Annotated in this window: 24 protein-coding genes and 2 pseudogenes; 14 read left to right on the top strand and 12 right to left on the bottom strand. The window is 68.3% G+C overall.

Features of this window, described 5'->3' with window-relative positions:
• Positions 1 to 114: 114 nt before the first annotated feature.
• Both ACFY10_RS44890 and ACFY10_RS44895 read right to left on the bottom strand, forming a co-directional pair.
• Positions 115 to 516 carry a nuclear transport factor 2 family protein gene (locus ACFY10_RS44890; RefSeq protein ID WP_390671140.1) on the bottom strand — a complete coding sequence of 134 codons (402 nt, stop codon included), beginning with the start codon at positions 514 to 516 and terminating at the stop codon, positions 115 to 117.
• The gene (locus ACFY10_RS44895; protein ID WP_390671141.1) at positions 513 to 1,511 is read right to left on the bottom strand and encodes an NADP-dependent oxidoreductase; all 999 of its coding nucleotides are present in this window, start codon (positions 1,509 to 1,511) and stop codon (positions 513 to 515) included. Before ACFY10_RS44895 ends, ACFY10_RS44890 begins: the two co-directional genes overlap by 4 nt.
• Before the next feature lie 122 nt (positions 1,512 to 1,633).
• Here ACFY10_RS44895 and ACFY10_RS44900 point away from each other — a divergent pair, with 122 nt between their 5' ends.
• From ACFY10_RS44900 to ACFY10_RS44915, 4 genes are all read left to right on the top strand, one after another.
• Entirely contained in the window at positions 1,634 to 2,509 is an 876-nt protein-coding gene (locus ACFY10_RS44900) for a LysR family transcriptional regulator (RefSeq protein ID WP_390671142.1), read from the top strand.
• 389 nt (positions 2,510 to 2,898) lie between these two features.
• Positions 2,899 to 4,128, top strand: a complete 1,230-nt coding sequence (locus ACFY10_RS44905) for an IS701 family transposase (protein WP_390671143.1) — start codon at positions 2,899 to 2,901, stop codon at positions 4,126 to 4,128.
• A 249-nt stretch (positions 4,129 to 4,377) separates the two neighbouring features.
• Positions 4,378 to 5,226 carry a hypothetical protein gene (locus tag ACFY10_RS44910; protein WP_390671144.1) on the top strand — a complete coding sequence of 283 codons (849 nt, stop codon included), beginning with the start codon at positions 4,378 to 4,380 and terminating at the stop codon, positions 5,224 to 5,226.
• A gap of 436 nt (positions 5,227 to 5,662) precedes the next feature.
• On the top strand, positions 5,663 to 6,541 hold the full coding sequence (locus ACFY10_RS44915; protein WP_390671145.1) for a DUF1963 domain-containing protein: 879 nt from the start codon (positions 5,663 to 5,665) through the stop codon (positions 6,539 to 6,541).
• Positions 6,542 to 6,685: 144 nt separating this feature from the next.
• Here ACFY10_RS44915 and ACFY10_RS44920 read toward each other — a convergent pair whose 3' ends face one another.
• Positions 6,686 to 6,844 (bottom strand): hypothetical protein, encoded by a 159-nt coding sequence (locus ACFY10_RS44920; RefSeq protein WP_390671146.1) that lies wholly within the window; start codon positions 6,842 to 6,844, stop codon positions 6,686 to 6,688.
• 150 nt (positions 6,845 to 6,994) lie between these two features.
• Between ACFY10_RS44920 and ACFY10_RS44925 the strand changes: the two genes are divergently transcribed.
• Positions 6,995 to 7,360 (top strand): hypothetical protein, encoded by a 366-nt coding sequence (locus ACFY10_RS44925; RefSeq protein ID WP_390671147.1) that lies wholly within the window; start codon positions 6,995 to 6,997, stop codon positions 7,358 to 7,360.
• A 176-nt stretch (positions 7,361 to 7,536) separates the two neighbouring features.
• Here the strand turns inward: ACFY10_RS44925 and ACFY10_RS44930 are convergent, their stop codons facing one another.
• Complete coding sequence (locus tag ACFY10_RS44930; protein WP_390671148.1) at positions 7,537 to 8,016, bottom strand: HIT family protein; 480 nt, start codon at positions 8,014 to 8,016, stop codon at positions 7,537 to 7,539.
• Positions 8,017 to 8,093: 77 nt separating this feature from the next.
• On the opposite strand from ACFY10_RS44930, the gene ACFY10_RS44935 reads away from it, so the two are divergent.
• A complete protein-coding gene (locus tag ACFY10_RS44935; protein WP_390671149.1) occupies positions 8,094 to 8,306 on the top strand; it encodes a hypothetical protein in 213 nt (70 codons plus the stop codon).
• A gap of 299 nt (positions 8,307 to 8,605) precedes the next feature.
• On the opposite strand, the gene ACFY10_RS44940 is transcribed toward ACFY10_RS44935, so the two are convergent.
• Positions 8,606 to 9,598 carry an AraC family transcriptional regulator gene (locus ACFY10_RS44940; protein WP_390671150.1) on the bottom strand — a complete coding sequence of 331 codons (993 nt, stop codon included), beginning with the start codon at positions 9,596 to 9,598 and terminating at the stop codon, positions 8,606 to 8,608.
• Between the two features lie 125 nt (positions 9,599 to 9,723).
• On the opposite strand from ACFY10_RS44940, the gene ACFY10_RS44945 reads away from it, so the two are divergent.
• Positions 9,724 to 10,806 (top strand): saccharopine dehydrogenase family protein, encoded by a 1,083-nt coding sequence (locus ACFY10_RS44945; protein WP_390671151.1) that lies wholly within the window; start codon positions 9,724 to 9,726, stop codon positions 10,804 to 10,806.
• 317 nt (positions 10,807 to 11,123) lie between these two features.
• Here the strand turns inward: ACFY10_RS44945 and ACFY10_RS44950 are convergent, their stop codons facing one another.
• Entirely contained in the window at positions 11,124 to 12,245 is a 1,122-nt protein-coding gene (locus ACFY10_RS44950; protein WP_390671152.1) for a lipid II:glycine glycyltransferase FemX, read from the bottom strand.
• Positions 12,246 to 12,740: 495 nt separating this feature from the next.
• Here ACFY10_RS44950 and ACFY10_RS44955 point away from each other — a divergent pair, with 495 nt between their 5' ends.
• Positions 12,741 to 12,998 (top strand): GNAT family N-acetyltransferase, encoded by a 258-nt coding sequence (locus ACFY10_RS44955; RefSeq protein ID WP_390671153.1) that lies wholly within the window; start codon positions 12,741 to 12,743, stop codon positions 12,996 to 12,998.
• Between the two features lie 355 nt (positions 12,999 to 13,353).
• Here ACFY10_RS44955 and ACFY10_RS44960 read toward each other — a convergent pair whose 3' ends face one another.
• Complete coding sequence (locus tag ACFY10_RS44960) at positions 13,354 to 14,892, bottom strand: flavin-containing monooxygenase (protein ID WP_390671154.1); 1,539 nt, start codon at positions 14,890 to 14,892, stop codon at positions 13,354 to 13,356.
• 193 nt (positions 14,893 to 15,085) lie between these two features.
• Here ACFY10_RS44960 and ACFY10_RS44965 point away from each other — a divergent pair, with 193 nt between their 5' ends.
• The gene (locus ACFY10_RS44965; protein WP_390671155.1) at positions 15,086 to 16,108 is read left to right on the top strand and encodes an aromatic ring-hydroxylating dioxygenase subunit alpha; all 1,023 of its coding nucleotides are present in this window, start codon (positions 15,086 to 15,088) and stop codon (positions 16,106 to 16,108) included.
• Between the two features lie 145 nt (positions 16,109 to 16,253).
• Here the strand turns inward: ACFY10_RS44965 and ACFY10_RS44970 are convergent, their stop codons facing one another.
• The gene (locus ACFY10_RS44970; RefSeq protein WP_390671156.1) at positions 16,254 to 16,958 is read right to left on the bottom strand and encodes a restriction endonuclease; all 705 of its coding nucleotides are present in this window, start codon (positions 16,956 to 16,958) and stop codon (positions 16,254 to 16,256) included.
• Positions 16,959 to 17,468: 510 nt separating this feature from the next.
• Between ACFY10_RS44970 and ACFY10_RS44975 the strand changes: the two genes are divergently transcribed.
• A complete protein-coding gene (locus ACFY10_RS44975; protein ID WP_390671157.1) occupies positions 17,469 to 17,789 on the top strand; it encodes a hypothetical protein in 321 nt (106 codons plus the stop codon).
• 551 nt (positions 17,790 to 18,340) lie between these two features.
• On the opposite strand, the gene ACFY10_RS44980 is transcribed toward ACFY10_RS44975, so the two are convergent.
• The 4 genes and pseudogenes from ACFY10_RS44980 to ACFY10_RS44995 form a co-directional block, all read right to left on the bottom strand.
• Positions 18,341 to 18,919, bottom strand: a complete 579-nt coding sequence (locus ACFY10_RS44980; protein ID WP_390671158.1) for a dihydrofolate reductase family protein — start codon at positions 18,917 to 18,919, stop codon at positions 18,341 to 18,343.
• Between the two features lie 274 nt (positions 18,920 to 19,193).
• Positions 19,194 to 19,402 (bottom strand): annotated as a pseudogene (locus tag ACFY10_RS44985) (hypothetical protein); the annotation flags it as partial.
• A gap of 62 nt (positions 19,403 to 19,464) precedes the next feature.
• Positions 19,465 to 19,812 (bottom strand): antibiotic biosynthesis monooxygenase family protein, encoded by a 348-nt coding sequence (locus ACFY10_RS44990; protein ID WP_390671159.1) that lies wholly within the window; start codon positions 19,810 to 19,812, stop codon positions 19,465 to 19,467.
• A gap of 102 nt (positions 19,813 to 19,914) precedes the next feature.
• Positions 19,915 to 20,595 (bottom strand): NADPH-dependent F420 reductase, encoded by a 681-nt coding sequence (locus ACFY10_RS44995; RefSeq protein ID WP_390671160.1) that lies wholly within the window; start codon positions 20,593 to 20,595, stop codon positions 19,915 to 19,917.
• 74 nt (positions 20,596 to 20,669) lie between these two features.
• Here ACFY10_RS44995 and ACFY10_RS45000 point away from each other — a divergent pair, with 74 nt between their 5' ends.
• The 4 genes and pseudogenes from ACFY10_RS45000 to ACFY10_RS45015 form a co-directional block, all read left to right on the top strand.
• The gene (locus ACFY10_RS45000) at positions 20,670 to 21,050 is read left to right on the top strand and encodes a winged helix-turn-helix transcriptional regulator (RefSeq protein ID WP_390671161.1); all 381 of its coding nucleotides are present in this window, start codon (positions 20,670 to 20,672) and stop codon (positions 21,048 to 21,050) included.
• 448 nt (positions 21,051 to 21,498) lie between these two features.
• Positions 21,499 to 21,873 carry a hypothetical protein gene (locus ACFY10_RS45005; protein ID WP_390671162.1) on the top strand — a complete coding sequence of 125 codons (375 nt, stop codon included), beginning with the start codon at positions 21,499 to 21,501 and terminating at the stop codon, positions 21,871 to 21,873.
• 202 nt (positions 21,874 to 22,075) lie between these two features.
• Entirely contained in the window at positions 22,076 to 22,441 is a 366-nt protein-coding gene (locus ACFY10_RS45010; RefSeq protein WP_390671163.1) for an ArsR/SmtB family transcription factor, read from the top strand.
• Positions 22,442 to 22,588: 147 nt separating this feature from the next.
• Positions 22,589 to 22,692: pseudogene (locus ACFY10_RS45015) on the top strand (alkylphosphonate utilization protein); the annotation flags it as partial.

Here is a 22,692-nt window from a genome sequence, read left to right on the forward strand (position 1 = left end):
ATCTCCCTACAGAAGGCCGCGCTGTTCGTCGTCGGCCCAATCGGTAACCGGGCGCCGCCGGCAGGCACCCGATGATCCGCCGGACACACTGCCTAGTCCATGCCTAGCCCCGCCCTAAAAGGCGTTGTCCAGCGTCAGGGTGAGCTCGGCGATCCGCCACCCGCCGTCGGACCGGCGCAGGCCGAACGTGTAGACCCCGGTCGAGATCGTCTGGATGCTCTCGCCGGTGTTCCTCGTCTGCACCAGATAGGCCCGCGCCTCGGCGGTGGTGGCGTCCGTCGTCGTGACCACGACATTGGCCAGGTGGTGCCGCACCCTTCCGGTCTGGACCGTGTGCCCGTCGCGGACGAAGTCGAGCACCGCCGCGCGTCCGGCGACCGGGCCGAGCACTCCCTGTCCGGGCATGGTGAAGGTCCAGGTGGTGTCTTCGGTCAGGACCGCTTCCAGCTCGGGCACGTTCAGCTCGTCCAGGGCGTGGGCGTACTTCGCCACCGCCTGCTGGAGTTCGGCGATCACGAGACCACCGTCAGCACGATCTTGCCTTGGAGGTGGCCCTGCGCGGCTCGCTTGTGTGCGTTGCCCGCTTCGGGCAGTGGGTAGGTGCTGTCCACCCCGACCTGGAGCCTGCCCTCGCCGAACAGGCGCCCGATCTCGGCGAGCTGGGGACCGTTGGAACGCACCTGAATGTTCGAGACTGCGATGCCCCGACTCGCCGTCTCTTCCGGGTCGTACTCGGCGAAGAACACCGGAAGCATGGTGCCGCCGCGCTTGAGCACGGTCAGAAAGCGTGAGCTGTCCGGGCCCCCGACGGTGTCGATCACCAGGTCCACACCGCTGACCACGTCCGCGGCCTGCGTCCTGGTGTAGTCGATGAACTCATCGGCGCCGAGCTTGCGCAGGAACTGCTCGTGCCGGCCCGAGGCCACTGCGATGACGTGTGCCCCCTTCCATTTCGCCAGCTGCACCACGAAGTGGCCCACCCCACCGGCGGCCCCGTTGACCAGCACGGTCATCCCTGGCGTGATCGGCACCGGCCGGTGCACCCGGCCGGTGAAAGGAGACGGCACGTCGTGGCCGAGATCAACCAGGTACTGCCAGGCCGTCAGCACGGCCATCGGCGCCCCGGCCGCCTGCACGTGGTCGATACCGGCCGGCTTGTGAGCCAGGTCCGCAGCCGGCGCGGCCACGTACTCGGCGTACGTCCGGCCGTCGAATCCGGGGAATCGCAGCATGCCGAAGACCTCGTCACCGACGGCGAACCCCCGCACGTCCGGAGCGACCGCCTGGACCACGCCCGACATGTCCGTCCCGGGGATCAGGGGGAACTCCAGCGCCGGCCTCATCTCGGCCGGCATGACCTTCATCCCCTCACGCAGGTACCAGTCCGGCGGGTTGATGCCCGCCGCGTGCACCCGGACGAGCACCTCGCCGGGGCCGATCTCGGGAACCGGCACCTCGTCATACTGCAAAACCTCCGGCCCGCCCGCTGCGTGGAACTGAATCGCCTTCATCGCGCCTGTCGCTTTCCTGGGGAAACGTTGCTCCTTCAGTCAAGGCCCAGGACGGCATGACCGTCCAAGACCGGTTCGGCAACCTGATCATTCCGAAACGGCATGACGCGTACGCTGGAAGGGTGAACGATCTCGGACAGGACCTGGAACTGCGGCTGGTGCGCTACTTCACCGTGGTGGCGGCGCACCAGCACTTCGGCCGGGCCGCCGCCGACCTGCACGTCGCCCAGCCGGCGCTGAGCCGCCAGATCCAACGGCTCGAGAAGTATCTCGGCGTACGGCTGCTGGACCGCACACCCCAGGGCACCCGGCTCACTCCGGCCGGCCAGAGCTTCCTCCCCCGGGCCCAAGCCCTGCTGCAGGCCGCCCGCCAGGCCGAGCTGGCCGTGCGTGAACAAGCCGAGACCGAACGAATCGCCATCGGCTACGTCGAAGACCTGGTGATCACTCCCGCCGTACGGGAACTGCGCCGCCGTTGTCCGGACGCCGAGATCGCCACCCGGTACCTGAGCTGCCGCGACGTCGGGGCGCTGTCCGACAAGCGCGTCGACGCCCTGATCACGCGGGCCCCACTGCCGTTCGCCGCCGACGACGTGTTCACCACCCCGCTGTACGAGGAGCCCCGGATGCTCGCGGTCCCGCGCGGCCATCCCTTGGCCGACCGCGCGTCGGTGACCGCGGAAGAACTGGCCGGCGAGGAAGCGGCGCCGTGCGCGTTCGAGACTGCGGACTGGACTTCCTACCGGATCCTCGGGGCCGGCGTGCCGCCGATCGAGAGCTACGAGGACAAGCTCGAACTCGTCGCGAGTGGCAGGGCGATCGCCGTGCTACCGGTCGGCGATCGGCGTAGCTCACTGCGTCCCGACCTCGTCACCATCCCGATCGAGGACGCTCCCCCCAGCCAGGTCGTCCTGGTCAGCCGCAAGGGCGACCCGAATCCGATGATCAGGAATCTCCGGCTGGCTGCCAAGACCGTCCTGACCGCCCGGGCAGCCTGACCGGGACCAGCCGACCCGCTTGGCGCTGAACTGCACCAAGCGGGGCTCATGCGGGCCGTGTTCGTCGCGCATCTGCCGGTATCGCTCGGGGTTACGTTGAGCCGGCTCAGCGTCCGCCCCTTTGGTACGGCGATCAAACACGCCGTCTCGACCAGGAACCGTTGCCGTATCGCGTGAGGGTGCAGGCAAGCTTCAGATCCGACCAGGTCAACACGCACGGTTCAGGGTCGTCGTTGAGATGCGTTCCGGAGCGCTGCCTGTCGCGAGCGGCAGCCCGGCAGCGCCTAGATCAACTTCCTAGCGTTGTTTTTCGCTGGAAGCTCCCGGGCGCCCTAGTAGTGCTTCGTTAGCTCTGCCGATCTTGCCTGGTCAGCGGCATGCTGGCGGGTGTGAAGCTCGGGGAGGTGGAACGGCTCCGGGGTGAGTTATCGGAGTTCGTTGCTGATGTGTTTGGTTCTCTGCCGCGGCGGGATCAGCGGCGGTGGGGCGAGTGCTATCTGCGGGGTCTGATGCTGGACGGTCGGCGCAAGTCGATCCAGCCGATGGCCGAGCGGCTGCCGGACGGCAACATGCAGGCCCTGCAGCAGTTCGTGAACCAGTCGCCGTGGGAGTGGACACCGGTGCGTCGGCGGATCGCGCAGCGGCTGTGTGAGGCGGTCCAGCCTGAGGTGTGGGTCGTGGACGATGTGTCGTTTCCCAAGTGCGGGACGGCGTCGGTCGGGGTGGCCCGCCAGTACTGCGGGGCTTTGGGCAAGCGGGCCAACTGCCAGGTCGCGGTCAGCGTGCACGCGGCGACCGACACTGCCTCCTGCCCACTGGAGTGGGAGCTGTTCCTGCCCCGGGAGTGGGCGGCGGACGACAAGCGGCGCCGGGCAGCCAGAGTGCCGGACGGCATCGGGTATGTGTCCAAGACCCGGCTGGCGCTGGGGCTGCTGGACCGGCTGGCCACCTGGCTGCCCACGGTGCCGGTGATCGTGGCCGACGCCGGCTACGGCCGCAGTGTATCCTTCCCGCTCGCCCTGGAGGAACGCGGCTGGTCATATGTCATGGCCGTCGACCCCAAGGAGATCGCCCGCCCGGCTGCGGCCGAGCCGTATCAGCCTGCCTACGGCGGGCTGGGGCCGCCCACGCTGCCCCGCTACCGAGAACCTCCCCGGCCACTGCCCCAGCTCATCGACGCCGATACCCGGCTGAAGGAAGTCGTCTGGCGGGAAGGCAGCAAGGGCACGATGACCTCACGCTTCGCCGTGCTGGAGGTGCGGCCCTCAGGCAAGGAAGCCACCCGGACCGCCCAGGAGCACGCGGGTGGACGCAGCCGGTGGGACGGTGTGCTGCCCGTGCGGACCCTGTTGATTGAGCAGCCCCACACCGCTGCCGAACCGACCCGCTACTGGATGACCAACCTGCCCGCCACCACCCCGACCGCCGATCTGGTGCGATGGGCGAAGATGCGCTGGCGCATCGAACACGACTACCGCGAACTCAAACACGGCCTGGGCCTGGACCACTTCGAAGGCCGCACCTGGCGCGGCTGGCACCACCACGTCACCCTCGTCACCACCGCCCAGGCCTTCCTCACCCTGCAACGGCTCGCCCCAAAAGCCGACATACCGGGCTGACCCTCTACCAGGTCCTGGACGCACTGCAGGACCTGCTGAGGTGCTGGACCGGCACCTGCACCACCTGCGGCCGCCCCCTCACCACAGGCAGACTCAGAGCCAGAACCTAACGAAGCACTACTAGGCCGTTACGCACTTATTGCACAAAGGATCTTCACTATTTCCGACCTGAGTTCATATGATGCGACGATCAACAGGCCTGGCCAGAGGGAGACTTCGGCGGGCCTCTCAGGTTCCCGTGGGGGATTCATGCGTATACGCGTTGCGGCCGCCGTAGTTTCCGGTGCCGTCGTTCTGTCCGCGCTCGCTCTTCCGGTTGCCGCCCAGGCGTCGGAGCGTGCGGGTGTGTCGGCGAAGCTCAGCTCCTTCGCCTCGGAGACCGTTCGTCCGAACGACTCGCTGGGCAACACCAAGTTCTCGAACGCGGTCATCAACGGCGGCAAGGACATCGTCCTCGGCACCACCGGCACGAAGTCCGTCACCGTCACGTACACCGCCACCGACCAGAACGGCGTCGCCCTCACCGAGGCCTTCCTGTGGCAGGGCACCGACAGCTCGACCACGGACGGCATCACCGGCGGCCTGGGGACGGACGACGACCCCAGCTGCACGGAGACGGCAACCCAGGGCGTCTACAACTGCAAGGCTGTCTTCAACATCCACCCGGCCACCGACATGAAGGACAACGGCGTGGCCGGGACCTGGAAGCTGTTCCTGGGCGCGTGGGACCTGTACGCGAACGCCAGCTACAACGACAACGTCGCCATCGTCGCGATCAAGAAGCTCTCCACGCTGACCGCCGATGCCACGCCCGAGCCGGTCAAGAAGGGCAAGACCATCACGGTCACGGGCAAGCTCGCCCGCGCGAACTGGTCGACGGGCAAGTACGCGGGCTACGCGTCCCAGCCCGCGAAGCTGCAGTTCCGCAAGAAGGGCAGCAGCACCTACACCACCCTCAAGACCGTCACGACCAGCAGCACCGGCGTCCTGAAGACCACCACCACGGCCACGGTCGACGGGTACTACCGCTACGTCTTCGCGGGCACCGCCACCACCGCCGCCTCGACAGCGCCCGGCGACTTCGTCGACGTCAGGTAAGGACCGAGGTACCGAGCCACTCAGGCTCAACCAGGGTGGCGCCGAACTCAACAGGTCGGCGCCGCAAGGCCGCCTCGGTCTCGGGCGAGCGCGGAACCATTCGCGCCTCGACGACACGCGGGCGGCAAATCCCTGCCCTTTCCTGACTACTGACGCCCACAGAACGCGGTGCGGCTTGAGGGCACCCATCCTTCCGGCTCCAGAAGCATGGCCCCATCTCTTGAAGGCGAGCGCGGAACGCGGCTTCGGCGTGAGCCGAGTCCGCGCGCCGTGGGCCGGCAGGGGCCGCGTGGGCTCGGCGGAGGCACCGGTTTGTCGTGTTGCCCGAGCCAATGCCCGAGCCAGCCGCCGCGCGGCAAGGGTGTCACACCCAACGATTACGCTGCCGTTCGCCGCGGCATCAGCCGATGGCGTGCCGGTCCCCCAGGAGTCTGAGATGGCTCGTACCACCCCGCCGCGTCCCGTCGACGTGGAGATGTTGTTTCCCGAGGTTGCTGCCTATCGCAAGGACACCGTCCGGCTGCATCCACGAACGGGAAATCCCGGTCCCCGGGACAGCTCGATAGGTGGTCCTCTGCTGTGGCCGCACTCCCTGCCCTGGCCGCACTGCGACGACGACCACGGTCAATTCAGTCCTGGAGCGGGTGCGGTGCCCCTGGTGCCCGTGCTCCAGCTGTTGGCCACCGACGTTCCCGAACTGCCCTTCCCGTCCGGCACGGACGTCCTGCAGGTTCTGTGGTGCCCCTTCGACCACGGCTACATTCCCCTGCCGAAGCTGTACTGGCGCGACAGTTCCAGGTGTAGCGGGGAACTCGCCGCGCACCCCCGGCCGGACGGCGCCGAGGAGGACTACCTGCCCGACCCGTGTGTCCTGCACCCTGAACGGGTCGTCGATTATCCGAGCTGGGATCTGCCCGACGAGATCGCCGAAGCGCTGGAGGAGCGGTTCGATCGGGTGGAGAAGGAGACCGGTTGGTCGTACTGGCAGCACCTGTCGGTGGCCGACGGCGTCAAGGTCGGCGGATACCCGACGTGGACACAGGAACCGGTCTGGCCCGACTGCGCGGGCTGCGGTCAGCGCATGGACCACCTGCTCACGGTCAACAGCGCGGAATTCGACGGGGCATCATGGCGAACCTGGCTGCCCGTGGAGGACACACCCGATACCGGCACCATCTGGGACCTCCCCTACGAGGACCGCCGATTGATCCAGAGCCCGCCGGGACTGATGTTCGGCGACATGGGCGGCATCTACCTCTTCATCTGCCAACAGTGCCCCGACCAGCCCTACACCCACTGGTTCGACTGCTCGTAAAGCGCCAGGCTGATGCGCTGCAAGCGAACTCCTGACGACGACAAAGGGTCGCGTGACCGGCTGAATCGCACCTCCGGGCTCCCACGGAACGGAGCGTGAAAGTCTCCCGTCACTCCGCTCTTCTCATCGAGCCCACTGGGAGTACTAGGCCGCATCGGGCAGATGGCAGGTCGGGCGGACCAACACGCAGATCACCGGCGCCTCGTAGAGGACACAGGAGTCGTTGGCGTACTCGCGCAGTTCGCGGTGGGAGCCGGGGACGGACCGGGCTGCCGAGGTCCGGGGCGACGAACAGCGGGGCAAGTTACACCAGCGTGCGGGCGGACTGGCCCGGCACGGCCGCGCTGCGCGCGCCCCTGCGCGCGCCGCTGTTCGTACTCGCCTCCACTGACATCTTAGGTAGTGGTGGATGACGCGTCACACGGCGTTCGTCCCTGCGGAAGGAAGTCCGCCATGCCCCGTAAACACCTTCGAATCCTGTCCCTCGCGGTCGCGGCCGTTGCGACCACCACGCTCGCCATCTCAACGGGGCCCGCCCAGGCTCTCGGGGGGATCGACTTCCTCGACCGCAACAGCGACGGCCTGCTGCTGCAAGATCAAGTCGACGTTGATCAGACTGGCTGCACGGTGGACAGCGACGCACCAAGCACCACCGAGCTGGACGTCACAAACGCCACCACCAACGATGTTGGGGTATGGCTGAACAAGAGCAACTGCTCCGGCACGCCGGATGCGGTGATCCCAGCCGGCCAGTTGACGCGGATATTTGACAGCGGCCACCAGATCTCCAATCACGGCTGGTCGCACACCTCCCCCTGAACCGGTCTGCCAGCAGCCGGTCACCATCGTCGCGCTGCTGGCGACCCCGGAAGCGGCCCGCCCCTCCGTCCCCACGGCCACACCCGACATCGTCCCGCTGCGACGAACTCCCTGACGTCCACTGACCGTCACTGATCACCGAGCCCTCCCACCTGACGGTCTGCGGGCCCACACCCTCACGCCATCGAAGCCAGCCGCTCCAGTTCGCTACCGATCTCATCCCGCAGCACATCGTGCTGGGAGCCGAGCCTGAACCGCTCGTCACTCCAGCGGTCACGCGGATACAGCCACACCGGCTTGCCCACCAGCTCGGTCGGCTCCCACTCGAACCTCGGCCAGACGTGGGCATGCAGGAACGGGTCCGTGTTGCCGAGGATCTCCAGGTTGACCCGGCGGAAGCCGGCGTCCAGCCGACGACATGCCCGCTCAACCGCCTCTCCCAGTTGGTCCATGTCGGACAGGAACGACAGTCGCTTGGCCCTCGGCAGGTCAGACAGCCGCTGGACACCCAGTTCGTCCACGAGGAGAACCGAGTACCCCGGCAGGAACTGAACGTCGCCGATCACCGCGAAGCCAGACTCAAGTCGCCGCAGCACGGTCGGGTTCTCACCCCGCAGAGCAGCCCCGATCCGGTCCGCCCGCCAGTCACCGCTCATGGACCGAGCCTACCGACGAGTGATCAAGACGCGCTCCTGACTCCCCACCGCCCTCACTCGCTTCAAGGACCAACCAGGTGAGGCAAGGAGCAGCCCCGGCCGATTTCGAGAATCGCCATCAGCAACGCGCACCGGCCGCAGCGCGCACCCGCGGACACCTGGGCAACCAGCGGCTCAACCAGCGCTGGAAGACCTTCATCGCCCACCACAAGCGGCCGGTAGTCGCGAACGCGGCCATCGCCCGCGAACTGGCGGGCTGGTGCTGGTCACTGGCCACCCTGCCCGACTGAGACGGGCCCACAGACCGGCCGGCAGGCGACCTGGTGGCGGCGGCGTGAGGAGCGACCCGCGGCAGCACTATGAGCAGCGGTGACAGCCGCCACGCTCAATCTCCAGACCCCCGGAAACGCTCCCGCCGAACAGCCCGTCCTGCGATAACTAACCGGCGCATATCAGCATGGACCACGCGTCGAGACCGACACGCGCGCCAGCAGGCACCGTCCGGCCCCACGCACGCAAGCGGCGCCGCCCAATACCCGTATCCCGAGACGCCGCTGAAGACTGCCCCTTGACAGGTCGGCCCCACAAATCAGTGTTGTGACCGCATACGTCCGCCAGATTCGGTGACGCGGCGGTCGGCGTCCGTGGTGTCAAGATCTGCGGATGTCGTCTGGCGTCGGTAGGCGCTGGGGGTCAGGCCGTGCTCGCGCTTGAAGGCGGTGCTGAACGCGAACTCGGATGTGTATCCGATCCGGTTGGCCACGGTCTTCAGCGGTGCATCGGAAGCGCGGAGGAGCCGGGCTGCGAAGGTCATGCGCCACCAGGTCAGGTACGACAGCGGTGGCTGACCCACCAGGGTGGTGAACCGTCGTGCGAATGCCGCTCGGGACAGCCCGGCCACTGCTCCCAGCTCTTGCACCGTCCACGGCCGGTGCGGCGCGGCGTGAATGCCCTGGAGCGCGGCGTGGACGGCCGGGTCGTGCAGGGCCGCGGTCCAGCCGGTGGTTGCATCGTGCCGGGGCCGCTCATCGAGCCATGCCCGCATGACGTACAGCAACAGGGCGTCGAGCAGTGCGGGCAGCAGGGCGTCACTGCCCAGGCGGGGCTGTGCCAGTTCGGTCGCGAGGAGTTCGGTGGCTCCGCGCAGTGACGAGTGCCGGCCGAGGCGGGCCGGCAGGTGAACGAACTCCGGGAACTCCCCTAATAGTGGGTGAGGTCGGGCCCGGTCCATGAGGTAGGCGCCGCAGAGCATCACGGTCCGGGACCCCGCCCCGGCGCCGCCGGGGCGGTTGTCCTGGTGGGGTTCGGCGAGCGGTGAGGAGGGGAGGTCGGCCACCAGCACGGCGGGATCACCAGCCACGGAGTGTGCACTGCCGTGGGGGAGGAAGGCGACGTCTCCGGCCCGGAGTTCGATCGGTGCGCCGTCCGGAGGGATCAGCCAGCTCCTGCCCTCCAGGACGAGGTGGAAGCCGGCACCGGCGAAGGGCCGGTGGCGTACCGCCCACGGGGCGTGCCGCTCACTGCGCGCATAGTGCGCCCGCCCCGTGCGCATGGCGGCGATCACGTCGCTGAGCAGGTCCATTCGGCCAGCGTATCCGGATGCTCGGTGCCCAAGACGATCACGTATGCAGAAGAGACGTTGACGAATTAACCGTCTCGGTCAAGAGCCATACGCTGCCTTCGGAGGTCGTCGAAAGGGGATCGGACATGCGGATCGCGGCATACGGCGCCGGTGGTTACACCGGCAAGCTCGTCGTCGCCGAGTTGGCCCGGCGGGACATCAAGACGGTGCTGGTCGGCCGGAACGTCGAACGCCTCGGCGAGGCAGCCGCACTAGCTGGACTCGCCGCGGTCGACGGCGCCGTAATACGGTGCGCCGAGTCCGGGGACCACACCGCACTCGTCCATGCCTTCCAGGACTGTGCCGCGGTCATCAACTGCGCGGGCCCGTTCGTTCTGTCCGGCGAAGCGGTCGTGCGGGCCGCCATCGCCGCCGGGTGTCATTACGTCGACATCGCTGGTGAACAGCACCACCTCGATCGGATCTTCAGCGCCTTCGCCGCGCCCGCCGCGGCGGGCGGGGTGACAGTGGTCCCGGGCACCAACGACGACGGTCTGCCCAGTGACCTGCTCGCTCACCTCGTCGCCGAACGTGTCCGTCCTGTACGGGACCTCGTCATCGCCCTGGAGCTGGTCCGCAGTGGCGCGATGCCGTCCCGCGGCACTCTCCGGTCGGCGCTGGAGAACATCGACGCGTTCACCGGCGGCGGCCTCGGCTACGAAGACGGCCGCTGGCATCCCGATATCGCCGCGCGGCGTACGGCACTCACCTTTCCGGACGGCTCCGACCCGGTGCCGGTGGTGAAGTTTCCCCTTCCGGCGGTGGTCACGGTTCCCCACCACGTCGCGGCACGCCGGGTCGAGGGTGTGGTCCCTGCGGAACTGGCGGCCGCATTCGCCGACATCACCCCCGCGCTCATCGACAGCGTTCCCGAAGGACCGCCCGCGGACAGCCGCCGCACCGCGCGCTGGATCATCGTCGTCGAGGCGACCGGCGAGGACGGCCGGCACGCTCGCGGCGTCGTCCAGGGCATCGACATGCAGGGGAGCACAGCGGTCATCGCGGTCGAAAGCGCGCGCCGGCTCGTTGCCGACGGCGCCAAGCCTGGCGTCCTTGCCCCGGCTCAGGCCTACTCCCCCGCCGACTTCCTGGAATTCCTCGTCCAGCACGGCGTGCGTTGGAGTGTCGATGCCACGGGCCGCGCTGCCGATGCCCGCCAGGTGCTGTGACCGCACAGACCGACCTGCCGGGCGATCTCCGCCCAGCGGCAGTCCTCGTCCCCGACACCGTGTGCATGTGAGACCACTTCGTCGCGGTCAAAGGGACTCCGGCAGCAGCACGTGCGTGATCCCGCGACCCGAACCCCGTGACCGGCGAGGGCGTACGAACAGCCGAGCCTTGAGATCGTCACCTACTTCCCGCGGCCGCCGTGCCCCCACGGCGCGAGGACACCAATGCAGTGCGGGCAGGCCAACCGGCCGGTCTGCAGCCGACGTTCCGCGCTGACCGCATCGGCGTCGACGATCAGCACGAGGCGGCCGCAGTGTCAGCGGCGGGACATGTAGAGGTCGAGGGCCTTGTGCAGCACCTTGTTGAGCGGGAAGTCCCACTCGCCGAGGTATTCGACGGCCTCGCCGCCGGTGCCGACCTTGAACCGCAGCAGTCCCAGCAGGTGGTTGCTCTCCTCAAGGGTGTCGGTGATGCCGCGGAAGTCGTAGACACCAGCGCCGAACGCATGGGCGTCGGACATCATCCGCCACTGGATGGCGTTGTTCGGCTGGACCTCGCGCTTGCGGCTGGTGGAGGCGCCGTAGGAGTACCAGACGTGCTCGCCGACCATCAGCATCGTGGCCGCCGCGAGCACCTCGCCCTCGTGGTGGGCGAGGTAGAGGCGCATGCGGTCGGGGTCCTCGGCTCTCAGTGCGGTCCACATCCGCTGGAAGTAGGCCAGCGGGCGGGGAATGAACCGGTCCCGCTCGGCGGTCTCCACATAGATGTCGTAGAAGGCGGGCAGGTCCTCGTATCCGCCCTCAACGACTTTGACACCGGCCTTCTCCGCCTTCTTGATGTTCCGGCGCCACTGCTGGTTCAAGCCCCGCTGGATCTGCTCCAACGACCGCCCTGCGAAGGGCACTTGGAACACGTAACGCGGCTGGCCCGCAGCGAAACCGTCCTCGCCGCCGGGCTCGCTCTGCTGCCAGCCCATCCGGTGCAACCGGTCGGCGACGTCGAAGGCCGACGGCTCATGCACGGTCGCCTCCACATCCCGCAACCGCCCAGCCCTCGGGTCAGCGATCGCCGCCTTGACCGCCTCGGCACTCCAGCGGCGGGCCACCACGGGCGGCCCCATCTTCACCGAGAACGCCCCCTGCCCCTTCAAGTACGCGAGCATCGGTTCAAGCCATCGCTCCAGATCCTGCGCGGCCCAGTCGATGACCGGCCCCTCGGGCAGGTAGGCGAGATACCGCTTCAGCCTCGGCAACGGCCGCAGCAGCACCAGCCCCACGCCGACGAGACGCTCGCTCTCGTCGAACCAGCCCAGGCTCTCCGCCCGCCAGTCCGGCTTCACATCTCCCCACGAGGGAACCTGCATGTGACTCACCGCAGGCCGAGCCCGGACGAAGGCCAGATGATCCTCACAGGTGATCGCCTTGAGGCGAAAGCTCATGCGCAGCGCTCCTTTGTTTCGACGCACAAGCCTACTGAGGCGTAGGGCATGTCCAGATCCTTCATACACACACGGTCGTCGTGCACGAATAGGCACAGAGTGCCCAGCAAGATCACAAATCTTGCCCATCTCGGGCGTCGCGAACCCAGCGCTTCGTCAACGTGCTGAGCGTCATCCCACAGCCATGGAGTGCGTTGAGGCGGCGTTCCCGACACGATGCGAGCATGGTCGCTGCCCCCTTGGACGTCCCGCGCCTGGCTGCTGGTGACAGGTTTGTGCTCCGCGCCTGGGAGCTCGGAGATCTGCCTCTCGTCCGGGAGGTGTGTCGAGCGACGACTACATCTCGTTGATCACGACCGTTCCTTCCGCGTACTCGCAGACGGCGGGTGAAGCCTCTGTCCGGCGCCAGTGGGCGCGGGCATCTACTGGCGGCAGGTATCCCTTCGTCATCGTGCGGATCGGGGACGGGCATCCGCTTGGGTGGTCGGCTTCTGAGTGAGGGACCGGAGCGAGGGACGAGCGTCGCTGGGGCATTGGCTTGCCGGGTCGGCTCGTGGCCAGGGGATCGCGGCGGAAGCCCACCGGGCGGTTGTCCGCTGGGCCGTCGATGACCTGCGGATTGCCCGTCTTCAGTTGTACGTCGAGCCGAGCCGTGGCATGCCGTGTCACAGCGGACGGCTGAGCGTGTCGGCTTTGAGCGGGAGGGTCTGCTGCGCAGTTGGCAGCAGGTGGGCGAGGAGCGTCGAGACATGATCATGTATTCGAGGCCGGGTGTTGATCTGCTCTCACCGGCCCCGGCTGACTTCGGCGGCGCAGGTGGCCCAGTCGTCTGCGGAGAGTCGCTGCCAGGCGACGGTGGTGTGGATGCCGTGGCCCTGAAGGTCCTGTCCACTGCATCCACCCTGCGGGACTGACCTCCCAAGAACGCGACTCGGCGAGCAGGTCGCGGACGCCGCCGCGAGGCCGCCCACGTGCCCGGTGGCCCGCAGGCGCTCGACGAGCCTGTTGTAGCGGGCCGTGGTGACGTAGGCCCTGTGTTTCCCGCTGTGTGCGCCGTAACGCGCGGTGAATCGACAGAGGTGCAACTCGCCGAGCGCGTGACCGGGACCTACCGGATTCGGCCCGACGGGCGGGCCGGCAGGCCGTCCCGCTCGGCGCCGGCTTGGGCCGGCAGCGGCAGCGACCAGGTGTAGACCGCCGGGTCGAAGGCGTTCAGCCGCTTGACGAGCCTGGCGGTCGACCAGGGCCAGCAGAAGGTGTTGATGCCCGGGAGGCCGAAGTAGTAGCCGGTGCCGCCGGCGGCGTTGTAGACGGTGTTGCGCAGTGCCGCGTGCAGGGCCTGCTGGTGGGCTGCTTCGGCCTCGGGCTTGACATCGAGTGCGGTCGCCCCGCTGGTGCGCAGGTGGTTGAGGGCGGTGGTGATGTAGCGGAGTTGGGCCTCGAGGACGGTGGGGACGGCGGTGGTGCCGGTGAGCAGATTCGGGCCGATGAGCAGGAAGAGGTTGGGGTATCCGCTGACGCTGGTGCCGAGGTAGGCGCGGCGGTCGTCGGCCCAGCTCTGGGCCAATGTGCCGTGGGTGCCGTGCAGATGGGGGGCCAGCGGGATGTCGCCGATGTGATACCCGGTCGCGAGGACGATGGTGTCGGCGCGGGTGCGGGTGCCGTCGGCGCCGATGACGTCCGAGCCCTCCACGGCGGTCACGCGGGTGGGATGCAGCCGCACGTTGGGGCGGGTGAGGGCGGCGTAGTAGGTGCTGGAGGTGATCAGGCGGCGGCCGCCGAAGCGGTAGTCAGGAGTCAGGGCCCGGCGCAGGGCGCGGTCCCGTACCGAGGTACGCAGATGGAAGTGGGCCAGGGCCTCCAAGGGCCGCAGCAGGTGGGGGTGGCGCAGGGGTACGCCGATGGCTTCCTGGGTCCAGTGGTGCAGGCCGCGCAGTGCGCGGCGTGCTGCCGGGTGGTGTTCGAAGAAGCCGTGGAGCCCCGGAGGGAGGGGGTAGTCGGGCTTGGGAAGTACCCACTGCGGTGTGCTCTGGAAGACGTCGACATGAGCGGCCTTGGGCTGGATCTCGGGCAGGAACTGGACGGTGGACGCTCCGGTGCCCACCACTGCCACGCGCCGTCCGGTCAGGTCGACTTCGTGGTTCCAGCGGGCGGAGTGGAAGGCGGTGCCCGGGAAGGTGTCCAGGCCGGGGATGTCGGGCCGACGGGGCCGATGCCAGGGGCCGGTGGCAACGATCACGGCGCGGGCGGTGTATGTGCCCGACGTGGTCTGCAGGTTCCAGCGGTGTGCTTCCGGCTCCCAGCGGATGCGCAGCACCTCGGTGTCGTAACGGATCGCCTTGTCCGCGCCGTGCGTTGCCGCGGTGGTGTCGAGGTAGTCGAGAATCTCGGACCGGTCGGCGAAGCCCCGGCTCCACGCGTGGGGTGCGAAGGAGTACTCGTACAGCATCGCCGGTACGTCGCAGCCGCATCCGGGATAGGTGTTGTCGCGCCAAGTCCCGCCGAGGCGACCGGACTTCTCCAACACGACGACGTCGTCGAAACCGGCCCGGCGCAGCGCGATGACGGCGGCCACGCCGGAGAGGCCGGCCCCGATGACGACGACTTCCGCCTCATGACGATGGTTGTTGATGCTGTCCTCGGCCACCAGCGCCCGCCCCTGTCTGCCGCGTGGGCATCCCGGCGCTGATGCCGAACCGCCCCCGACCACGTACTCAGAGCGACCGATCGTAGGGTCACCCGCGATCGTCTGCGGCGATATGACCGGTAGATTCCCCATAAGAGTGATCTTGCTGCGAGGGCTGAATACAGCGCGTTATTCGTGTGTTTGGCTGCCGCCCATGACGATGAGGGACGAACTGCCCAGGTCTCGCAGTCCCCACGCCGCCGTCGACGGGCCGATGCGGCATCTGCCCTACCCCAGTGGCTGGTTCTGCCTGGCGCGTTCCCGAGAACTGGCCCCCGGCAAGGTTCTGACCCGCCGTTTCATGGACGAGGACATCGTCCTCTACCGCACCCGCGACGGCCGACCCCGCGCAGTGCATCCCTACTGCCCACACCTGGGCGCTCATCTGGGGGCGGGCGGCACCGTGGAGGGACAGAACCTGGTTTGCCCCTTCCATCGCTTCGCCTTCGCCCCCGACGGCACCTGCGTCGGCACCCCCGACGGCCCGCCCCCGCGCGCCCACCTGCAGCACCACACCATCAGCGAGCGCAACGGCTTCCTCTTCGCCTGGCACGACCCGAACGGCGCTCCACCCACCTGGGAAGTCCCCGGCACCACCCAGGCCGGAGTCGTTCCCACAGCCGTCTGGAGCACGGAAGTGCACACCCACGCCCAGGAGATCATCGAGAACACCCTCGACTACCGGCATCTGCCCGTCCTGCACCACGTGGCCGTGCAGGAACTCGAGCCTCCGACGACCGAAGGCCCGCTCCTGCGCATGCGCCTGTGTCTTGGGCCGGACCGGCCTGCCGCCCTCAAACAGAAGATCCAGGCCGACCATACGTTCCTCATGGCCGGGCTGGGATTTCTCCGCGTCGAACTCCCGCTGCCCTCGCTCGGACTCGTCAGCTACCTGTGGGCCATGCACACACCGACCGGACCCCGACGCACCCACATGCTGATCGCGACGGCCTGTGCAGACATCCGCAAGAAGGACGCCACGAAGGCCTCGCTCCCACGGCGCGGCCTGCGCCGGGCCATCGCCCAGGCGGTACTGCGCACCGCGGTCAGCAAGGTCCATCAGGACCTGAGGATCTGGAACACCAAACGCTACGAGCCACGACCCCGCCTCGCCGCAAGCGACGAGGCCATCGGCTTGTTCCGCCACTGGGCCCGCCAGTTCTACCCAACGCCCTGAGGAAACGTAAGGGTGCTGGTGATCCCGCCGATGAGCGGTTGACGGCGGTGAGCAGGGTGGCCCGGCCATGCGCTACCCAGCTTGGAGGCTGTACGACGTCAACCGCGGGCTGATCCGGAGGCTGCTCCAGGTCCTGCGCCGCCGCTCACTTGCCGTACGCCTGCTTCCAGCGCGCCCGGTGCCGCGTGTCCCCCTGTCCTTGGCCGTTCACGCCGCTCAGCGACAAGAGGGATGCACCGTTGTTCCACAGTCCGAGGTGGTCCCGGTGCACAGCGAGGATTCCGTGCTCCACCGCGAAGTTCTCGGACGGGCGGCTGAATCGCGTGGTCGTCACGAACACGGCCACGTCTGCCCGAAAGTGCACCTTGGCACCCAGCAGATCGCGGAGCTCGCGGCTGGCGATGGTGCTGCTCGGCGCGTACCGCTTGCATTGGATCACCATGGCCCGGCCGTCCGGGAGACGACCGACGACATCGGCACCGTTGTCGTGCGAACCGCCCACCCGCCGCACCTCCGTGCAGCCGTCGCGGCGGCATAAGCTCGCGACCAGCTCCTCGAACTCTGTGCCGGTCATCGCATCCACCTCGGCGAGGGTCCGATGGCCGGCCTTGACCTCCTCTTCCTGTCGCCAGCGGCGGTCCCGCCCCCGCACGAGCCGGTCCGTTCGCCAAAGCCACCAGCCCGTCGCTCCTGTGCCGCCGAGGAACACGGCGGCCGTGACATACGGCCACACGGTCGACCAGAACGTCACCAGGAGGACCAGCAGCACGCCGCCGCCGGTCACAGCCGACTTCCACCGCGCCTTCCGCCGCCTGCGAGCAGCCGATCCCCGTCCACGCCGAGCAGCCATGCCCGCCTCCCCCTGCCGTCCCTGATGGGCAGTCTGGGTAGTTCGGGGCAGTTGGAGAAGAGCGCGAGTCAGCCATGGCGTGATCGGGCTCCCCTCCCGTCCGGCACGGCTTGCGTACGCGCTATCCCAAGGTTCGGGGCGTCCGCTCATCCCCCTTGCTTGGCGACCGTGCTCGTCTGATCAGGGATCACGGAGGTAGGCGCGGGGCCCGGGGAGTTGTGTCATGGGCCGCCCCGACCGCGCCACACGGGCGGCCATCGCGTGTTCACGGATGCCGGCGCGTTGGCTGCGGAATCGGACCGCGGGGCACAGGTTCCCTGTCAGCGACGCAAACGGTCATGCTGCACAGCGTGCAGGCTCTCGTGGGGGCGCGTTCAGTGCAACGCCTCGGGGCGGCCTGGTCCGCGGGTGATCAGCGGTGGGCACCGGGCTTCGGGGACGAGTCGCGTGCATCGTGCGGGTCGTGTCGTCATCGGCGAGGCGGGTACGGCTGCGCCGCGGGGCAGGCGGTTGGAGTTCGGATTCGTTGGCGTCGACAGCCTCGGCCGCCACTACGACCAGCCGCCCCATCCGCATCTGGGGCCGGCTGTTGAGCACACGGGCCAGGAGCTGGTTGGCATGCTCGCCCGCGCCGCCGTGGTTGTCGAGCTTCTGGGAGACGAGGGCGAGCGTTCGCTGTCCGTGCTGGCGACGCCGGGCATGCCTGAGTGGGATGCGCTGGGCTTGTGTCGCTATGGCGTGCTGTCCATCGAAGGACGTGCTGCGGCGTTCTTCATCGAGGACGCCGAACGATCGACCGTGCGCCGGTGTCCAAGGCGCTCCAGCACATGATTGCGAAGGCGACGGGCCGACCGTGCGGTCTGGGATCCCTTCCCTTGGTGGACGGGGGCCTGCCGATGCTCCGCACACCGTCCTGTTCCGCTCGCCGGGTTGGTACGAGGTGCCGCGCTCGCCGATGCTCCTGAGGACGCCGAGTTGGACTGTCAGGCGACGTCGGTCGCCGGACGTGCCGATCAGGCGGAGTGGATGGCCGACCGGGGGACGACGAGCCGTCTGTCCCGTACGCCCGAGGGGACGTGGCAGCATCCGCTCGCCGTGACCGGGGGCGATGTGTGGGCGCGAGAGCTGGACACCGACGACGGCAGCGATCTCACCAACGCGATCGCTGCGATCGACGGCTGGACGCTCGCCAACCAGTCAATTGTGGGCGCGGCCCGTCGACCTGCGCGAGCTGAGTCGAAGCGGTATCGGCGCGCCTGTCATGCGGGTTACGTGATCAGGAAGCCGCGGGACCGGGGCGGCCATGAGGTCGGTCGGCATGTCGGTCAGCGGGAACTTCCGGTCAGGTTCGCGGTCCGACCGGGTGGGGTGCATCGATGGGCTCAGGCATGCAGGGTGGGCCGGTAGATGAGCTCTTGGATGCGGCCGTCGAGCGTCCGGCTCTCGATCAGGTCGAGGTCGAAGTCGGCCGCATCCCGGAAGATCGGGTCCAGCCCGGTCTGACCGGTGATCACAGGGAAGAGCGTCACCTGTACGCGGTCGACCAGACCGGCGGCCATCAGCGCCCGGTTCATCGACAGGCTGCCGTGCGAACGCAACGGCACCTCGGACTCCTCCTTTAGCCGGGCGACGACGTCGACGGCGTCGCCGCTCACGACGGTCGCGTCCGGCCAGTCGAGGGGTTCCTCCAGGGTGGTCGACACCACCGTGGCCGGCAGGCTCCTCATCCGTGTGACCCATGCGTCCCGCACGTCGGACTCCTCGGTGCTGGACGCCAGCATCCGGGCGAACGCCCGATATGTGCTGGCCCCGAAGACCATCCGCTGCTCCTCGCCGTACAGGGCGAGGCGGTGGTCGAGCAGCTCGGGGCCCTGTTTGCCCCAGTAGCCGGTCCAGTCGCCGCCGGCGGCGCCGAAGCCGTCGAGGCTGGAAAAGACGTCGAAGGTGTAGGTGGCGGTCATGATGCTCTCCTCGAGTGCGGTTGATCGGGTACGCGGATACAGACCGGGAATCACGACAAGACTCATCGCCCTTGGGCTACTGGAGTCCGGCCGCCCCGGATGTGGCCCCAGGGACTGCACCACAAGCCAACAAGGTGGAGCGCCAGCGTGGTCGGCGACACGGCGAGCGAGAAGAAGAGCGTGGCACGCCGATCCACAGCGCGGCCGAGCTTTCTGCACGAGGTGCAGTGCGACTGCAGGAACCGATCGCGCGGAAGTCCGGGGCCTGGTCGGCGGCCAGGATCGGCGAGAGGTCGAGCGTCTGGTCGACCAGGTCGGCGACGAAACGGGCCAGGTGGTCCTCGGGCAACCAGTCATCCAGCGACGAGGCAGCAGCAACACCTGGTGCGGGTCGAATGCCCGGAACAGCTTGTCCACCGCCGCCGCACGCGCCCGCGGCCACTCCGCCTCGACCGGCTCGACCGGCTCGACCGAACAGCCCATGCCCACCACACATGCCGGAATCACCCCGCCTGAATGATCACGAGGATGGGCGGCGGTGGCACCTACAGATCTGCCGGGTGGGTAGACCCGTAGGCGCGCTCGACCTTGGCCACGTGGAGCGAGAACGAGGCATACCAGTGCTCGCGTCCGTGCGCACGGGCCAGGGCGTGCTCTGCGTGATTCCGCCAAGCGGCAATCGAGTCCTCGTCCCTCCAGTACGACACCGTGATCCCCAGTCCGTCCGCACCGCGAGCGGAGTCGACACCGAGGAATCCCGGCTGGTCGGCAGCCAGTTTCATCATCTGCTCGTTCCTCTCCGCATAACCGTTGTCGCCGGCGGTCCGCACGGCGGTGAACACCACGGCGTAGTAGGGCGGGGCGGGCAGGGAGGCGGGCGCAGGATCGGTCACGGAGGTCCTCCAGCAGACGACACCGGCAGCAACGTCTCAAACGATCTCGCCCACCCGCCTGAACTCACAACCCCGCTGTCCGGTTACTGAGCCACGCTGCTCTCAGGACGCCCTCTTGTCGCCTTCCGCCAGTTCGTGGCCCGGTCCGGCCGCATACGCCAGCGGAGGTGCGATTGCCTGGACATCCGCTCCCTCGCCCACCCACAGCGCGATGAAGAGAGCGGCGGTCGCCTCCAGGAGTCCTGCCCGTTCGAGACCGCCGCCGGCCACGGGCTCACAGCCCGCGTCCCGCACCAACTCGTGCACGCGCGCGAGGGCTTCCGGCTCGTCCCCGCAGACCGGAACGGCCAGTGCCCGCCCGTCGAAGACGGGTGGCTGCATGCGCCACACATCCTGGTGGCAGAGATTGAACGCCTTGACCACGTGGGCCCCCGGTGCCGCCGCGGCCAGCTGCTGCGCGGCCGAGGGGCCTCCCTCCGTCAGTAGCCGGAAGCCGGGCCCGACCGGATTGGAACAGTCGAGCAGCACCTTGCCGTCCAGGGCCGCTCGCAGCTCCCGTGCCACGCCAGCCCCGGCGCCAAAGGGCAGGGCGGCCAGCACCACCTGGCCGAACTCGGCCGCCGCACGCAGACTGGCAGGCTGCGCGCCGCTGCCGATGCGCGTCGCGAGCCGCTCCGCCTTGTGTGTGTCCCGTCCGCCGACGGTCACCTCGTGCCCGGCCCGCGCCCAGTGGGTGGCGAGTGCGTGGGCCATGTTGCCCGTTCCCAGTACGCCGATTCTCATCACGCGTTCCCTCTCCATGCCTGCTTCGGGGGTTCGCACCGACGCTAGGTGGCCTGTCGGGCACCATTTGGTACGTGACGACCGACGTCTTCCTCGCCGACTGCCGGGCCCGCCTTGCCTTCGACCTGCTCTCCAACACCTGGAATGCCGTGGTGCTTTGGGCATTGAGGGACGGTCCCCGGCGGCCGGTCGAACTGCGCGAACGCATCGGCGGCATCAGCTCCAAGGTCCTCACCGAGACGCTGCGGCGCCTGCAGTTCAACGGACTGGTGGCACGGCACGCACATCCCGGAACGCCGCTGCGGGTCGAATACCAGCTCACCGCGTTGGGCCGAACCCTGCTGGCACCCATCGACGCCGTCGGAGCATGGGCCTTCGAGCATGGTGATGAGGTCATGGCCGCCCAGGAAGCCGCATGCACCGCCACCCCACTGTGCCCTCCTCCTACCCACTGACGATCGCGCAGGCGCAGGGCAAAGCGGGCCGGACGGCCTACTTGACCGCCCGGTCAACGAGCCTCGCGTCGTGGCAGCCCTCGCAGCTGACCTCGGCGGGCATCCGCCACGCGGGGGCGTACGTCAGGCACGTGGGCGAAGATAGACACGAGTCCGTGACGTCCGCCGACAGCGCCTCCAGCCTCGTAGCGGCTTCTCAGTCACGACCGGCACGTCAGCCCTCGCTCGTTGCCGTGATCGTCACCTCAAGGCTCGAAGCTCCAACTTCACGCTCGAACACACCAGTTTCCGGCGCTCAAACGGACTAGGGGCGCAGCTCTTCGGCCATCATGCGCCAGACGCAGAGACCTCGTCCCGGCGTCGCCCACCCCGGCCTACGGTCCCTGCATCGGACGGGACTGCGGAGAGCCGGTCTCGTCGCAACCGACACCCAAGAGGAGGCGCCGCCATGGCGAGCGTGGAAGTGTCACTGAAGGAGATGATGACCGCGGTCGAAGGGTCGCTGGGAGCCGCGGTCGTCGACTACACCAGCGGCATGGCCCTGGGGACGCTGGGCGGGAGCAAGGACCTCGATCTGACGATCGCCGCGGCAGGGAACACGGACGTCATCCGGGCCAAGGTGCGCACGATGGAACAGCTGGGCCTCAAGAGCCGGATCGAGGACGTCCTGATCACACTCGAAAAGCAATATCACCTCATCCGTCTGATCGCCGGCCGCAGCGGGAACGGTCTGTTCCTCTACCTGGTTCTCGACAAGGAGCGCTCGAATCTGGCCATGGCCCGTCATCAGCTGATGCGGGTCGAGAAACAGCTCGAGGTCTAGAGACGGTCCAAAGCCCGAGGCTTCGTGCGCCCATGATGTGAAAACTTCTTCAAGTGATCACATCAGCATGATCCCAATTCATGCCTGCACACGGCCCTGGGCGGCAAGGATCGGCTGTGAAGGGCCGATGCGGCGGTGTCGCAAGGCGCCGCCGCACCCCCGGCGAGCCCACCCCACCCGACCCGGCAGAGAGCGAGCGGTCATGCAAGTCCCCCTCTATCAGGCCAAGGCGGACTTCTTCCGCATGCTCGGGCACCCCGTACGCATCAGGGTCCTGGAACTCCTCCAGCACGGGCCGGTCCCCGTACGAGACCTGCTCGCCGACATCGAGATCGAACCGTCCAGCCTCTCGCAGCAGTTGGCCGTCCTGCGCCGATCCGGCATCGTGGTGTCCATCCGGGAGGGATCGACCGTCCGCTACGCACTGGCAGGCGGCGACGTCGCCGAACTCCTGCGGGCAGCCCGCCGCATCCTCACCGAGCTGCTGGACGGGCAGAACGTACTCCTCGCCGAACTGCGGCAGGCCGATGCAGCCACCCCGCCCATGCCCGCGAACAACCGCGGCTGACCGGTGCCGCGCACATGAACGGCAATTTCTCCAAGAGAACAGCCTGTGCTCCAGCGCCACGGACGCCTGCCCACCGCGCCTGCTGGTGATCATTCCGGTGCGTCGGCCGAGGGGATGGTGAGGCGCGGGGCCGGATACGCTGGCAGGATGATCGACAATCTTCCTCCCTGTCCGAAGTGCTCCTGTGAGTACACCTACGAGATGAACGCCCTTGTGGTGTGCCCCGAGTGCGGCCACGAATGGGTTCCCGC

Origin of the sequence: Streptomyces sp. NPDC001401 (genome assembly GCF_042895385.1) — a bacterium.
Classification (GTDB): domain Bacteria; phylum Actinomycetota; class Actinomycetes; order Streptomycetales; family Streptomycetaceae; genus Streptomyces.

What these genes read in the sequence shown, in the direction of transcription:
- ACFY10_RS45010 (WP_390671163.1), top strand. Translation starts at nt 22,076, where the DNA reads ATGCAAGTCCCCCTCTATCAGGCCAAGGCGGACTTCTTCCGCATGCTC.
- ACFY10_RS44980 (WP_390671158.1), bottom strand. Translation starts at nt 18,919, where the DNA reads ATGACCGCCACCTACACCTTCGACGTCTTTTCCAGCCTCGACGGCTTC.
- ACFY10_RS44910 (WP_390671144.1), top strand. Translation starts at nt 4,378, where the DNA reads ATGCGTATACGCGTTGCGGCCGCCGTAGTTTCCGGTGCCGTCGTTCTG.
- ACFY10_RS44915 (WP_390671145.1), top strand. Translation starts at nt 5,663, where the DNA reads ATGGCTCGTACCACCCCGCCGCGTCCCGTCGACGTGGAGATGTTGTTT.
- ACFY10_RS44945 (WP_390671151.1), top strand. Translation starts at nt 9,724, where the DNA reads ATGCGGATCGCGGCATACGGCGCCGGTGGTTACACCGGCAAGCTCGTC.
- ACFY10_RS44970 (WP_390671156.1), bottom strand. Translation starts at nt 16,958, where the DNA reads ATGGCTGCTCGGCGTGGACGGGGATCGGCTGCTCGCAGGCGGCGGAAG.
- ACFY10_RS44965 (WP_390671155.1), top strand. Translation starts at nt 15,086, where the DNA reads ATGACGATGAGGGACGAACTGCCCAGGTCTCGCAGTCCCCACGCCGCC.
- ACFY10_RS44995 (WP_390671160.1), bottom strand. Translation starts at nt 20,595, where the DNA reads ATGAGAATCGGCGTACTGGGAACGGGCAACATGGCCCACGCACTCGCC.
- ACFY10_RS44930 (WP_390671148.1), bottom strand. Translation starts at nt 8,016, where the DNA reads ATGAGCGGTGACTGGCGGGCGGACCGGATCGGGGCTGCTCTGCGGGGT.
- ACFY10_RS45005 (WP_390671162.1), top strand. Translation starts at nt 21,499, where the DNA reads ATGGCGAGCGTGGAAGTGTCACTGAAGGAGATGATGACCGCGGTCGAA.
- ACFY10_RS44940 (WP_390671150.1), bottom strand. Translation starts at nt 9,598, where the DNA reads ATGGACCTGCTCAGCGACGTGATCGCCGCCATGCGCACGGGGCGGGCG.
- ACFY10_RS44950 (WP_390671152.1), bottom strand. Translation starts at nt 12,245, where the DNA reads ATGAGCTTTCGCCTCAAGGCGATCACCTGTGAGGATCATCTGGCCTTC.
- ACFY10_RS44895 (WP_390671141.1), bottom strand. Translation starts at nt 1,511, where the DNA reads ATGAAGGCGATTCAGTTCCACGCAGCGGGCGGGCCGGAGGTTTTGCAG.
- ACFY10_RS44925 (WP_390671147.1), top strand. Translation starts at nt 6,995, where the DNA reads ATGCCCCGTAAACACCTTCGAATCCTGTCCCTCGCGGTCGCGGCCGTT.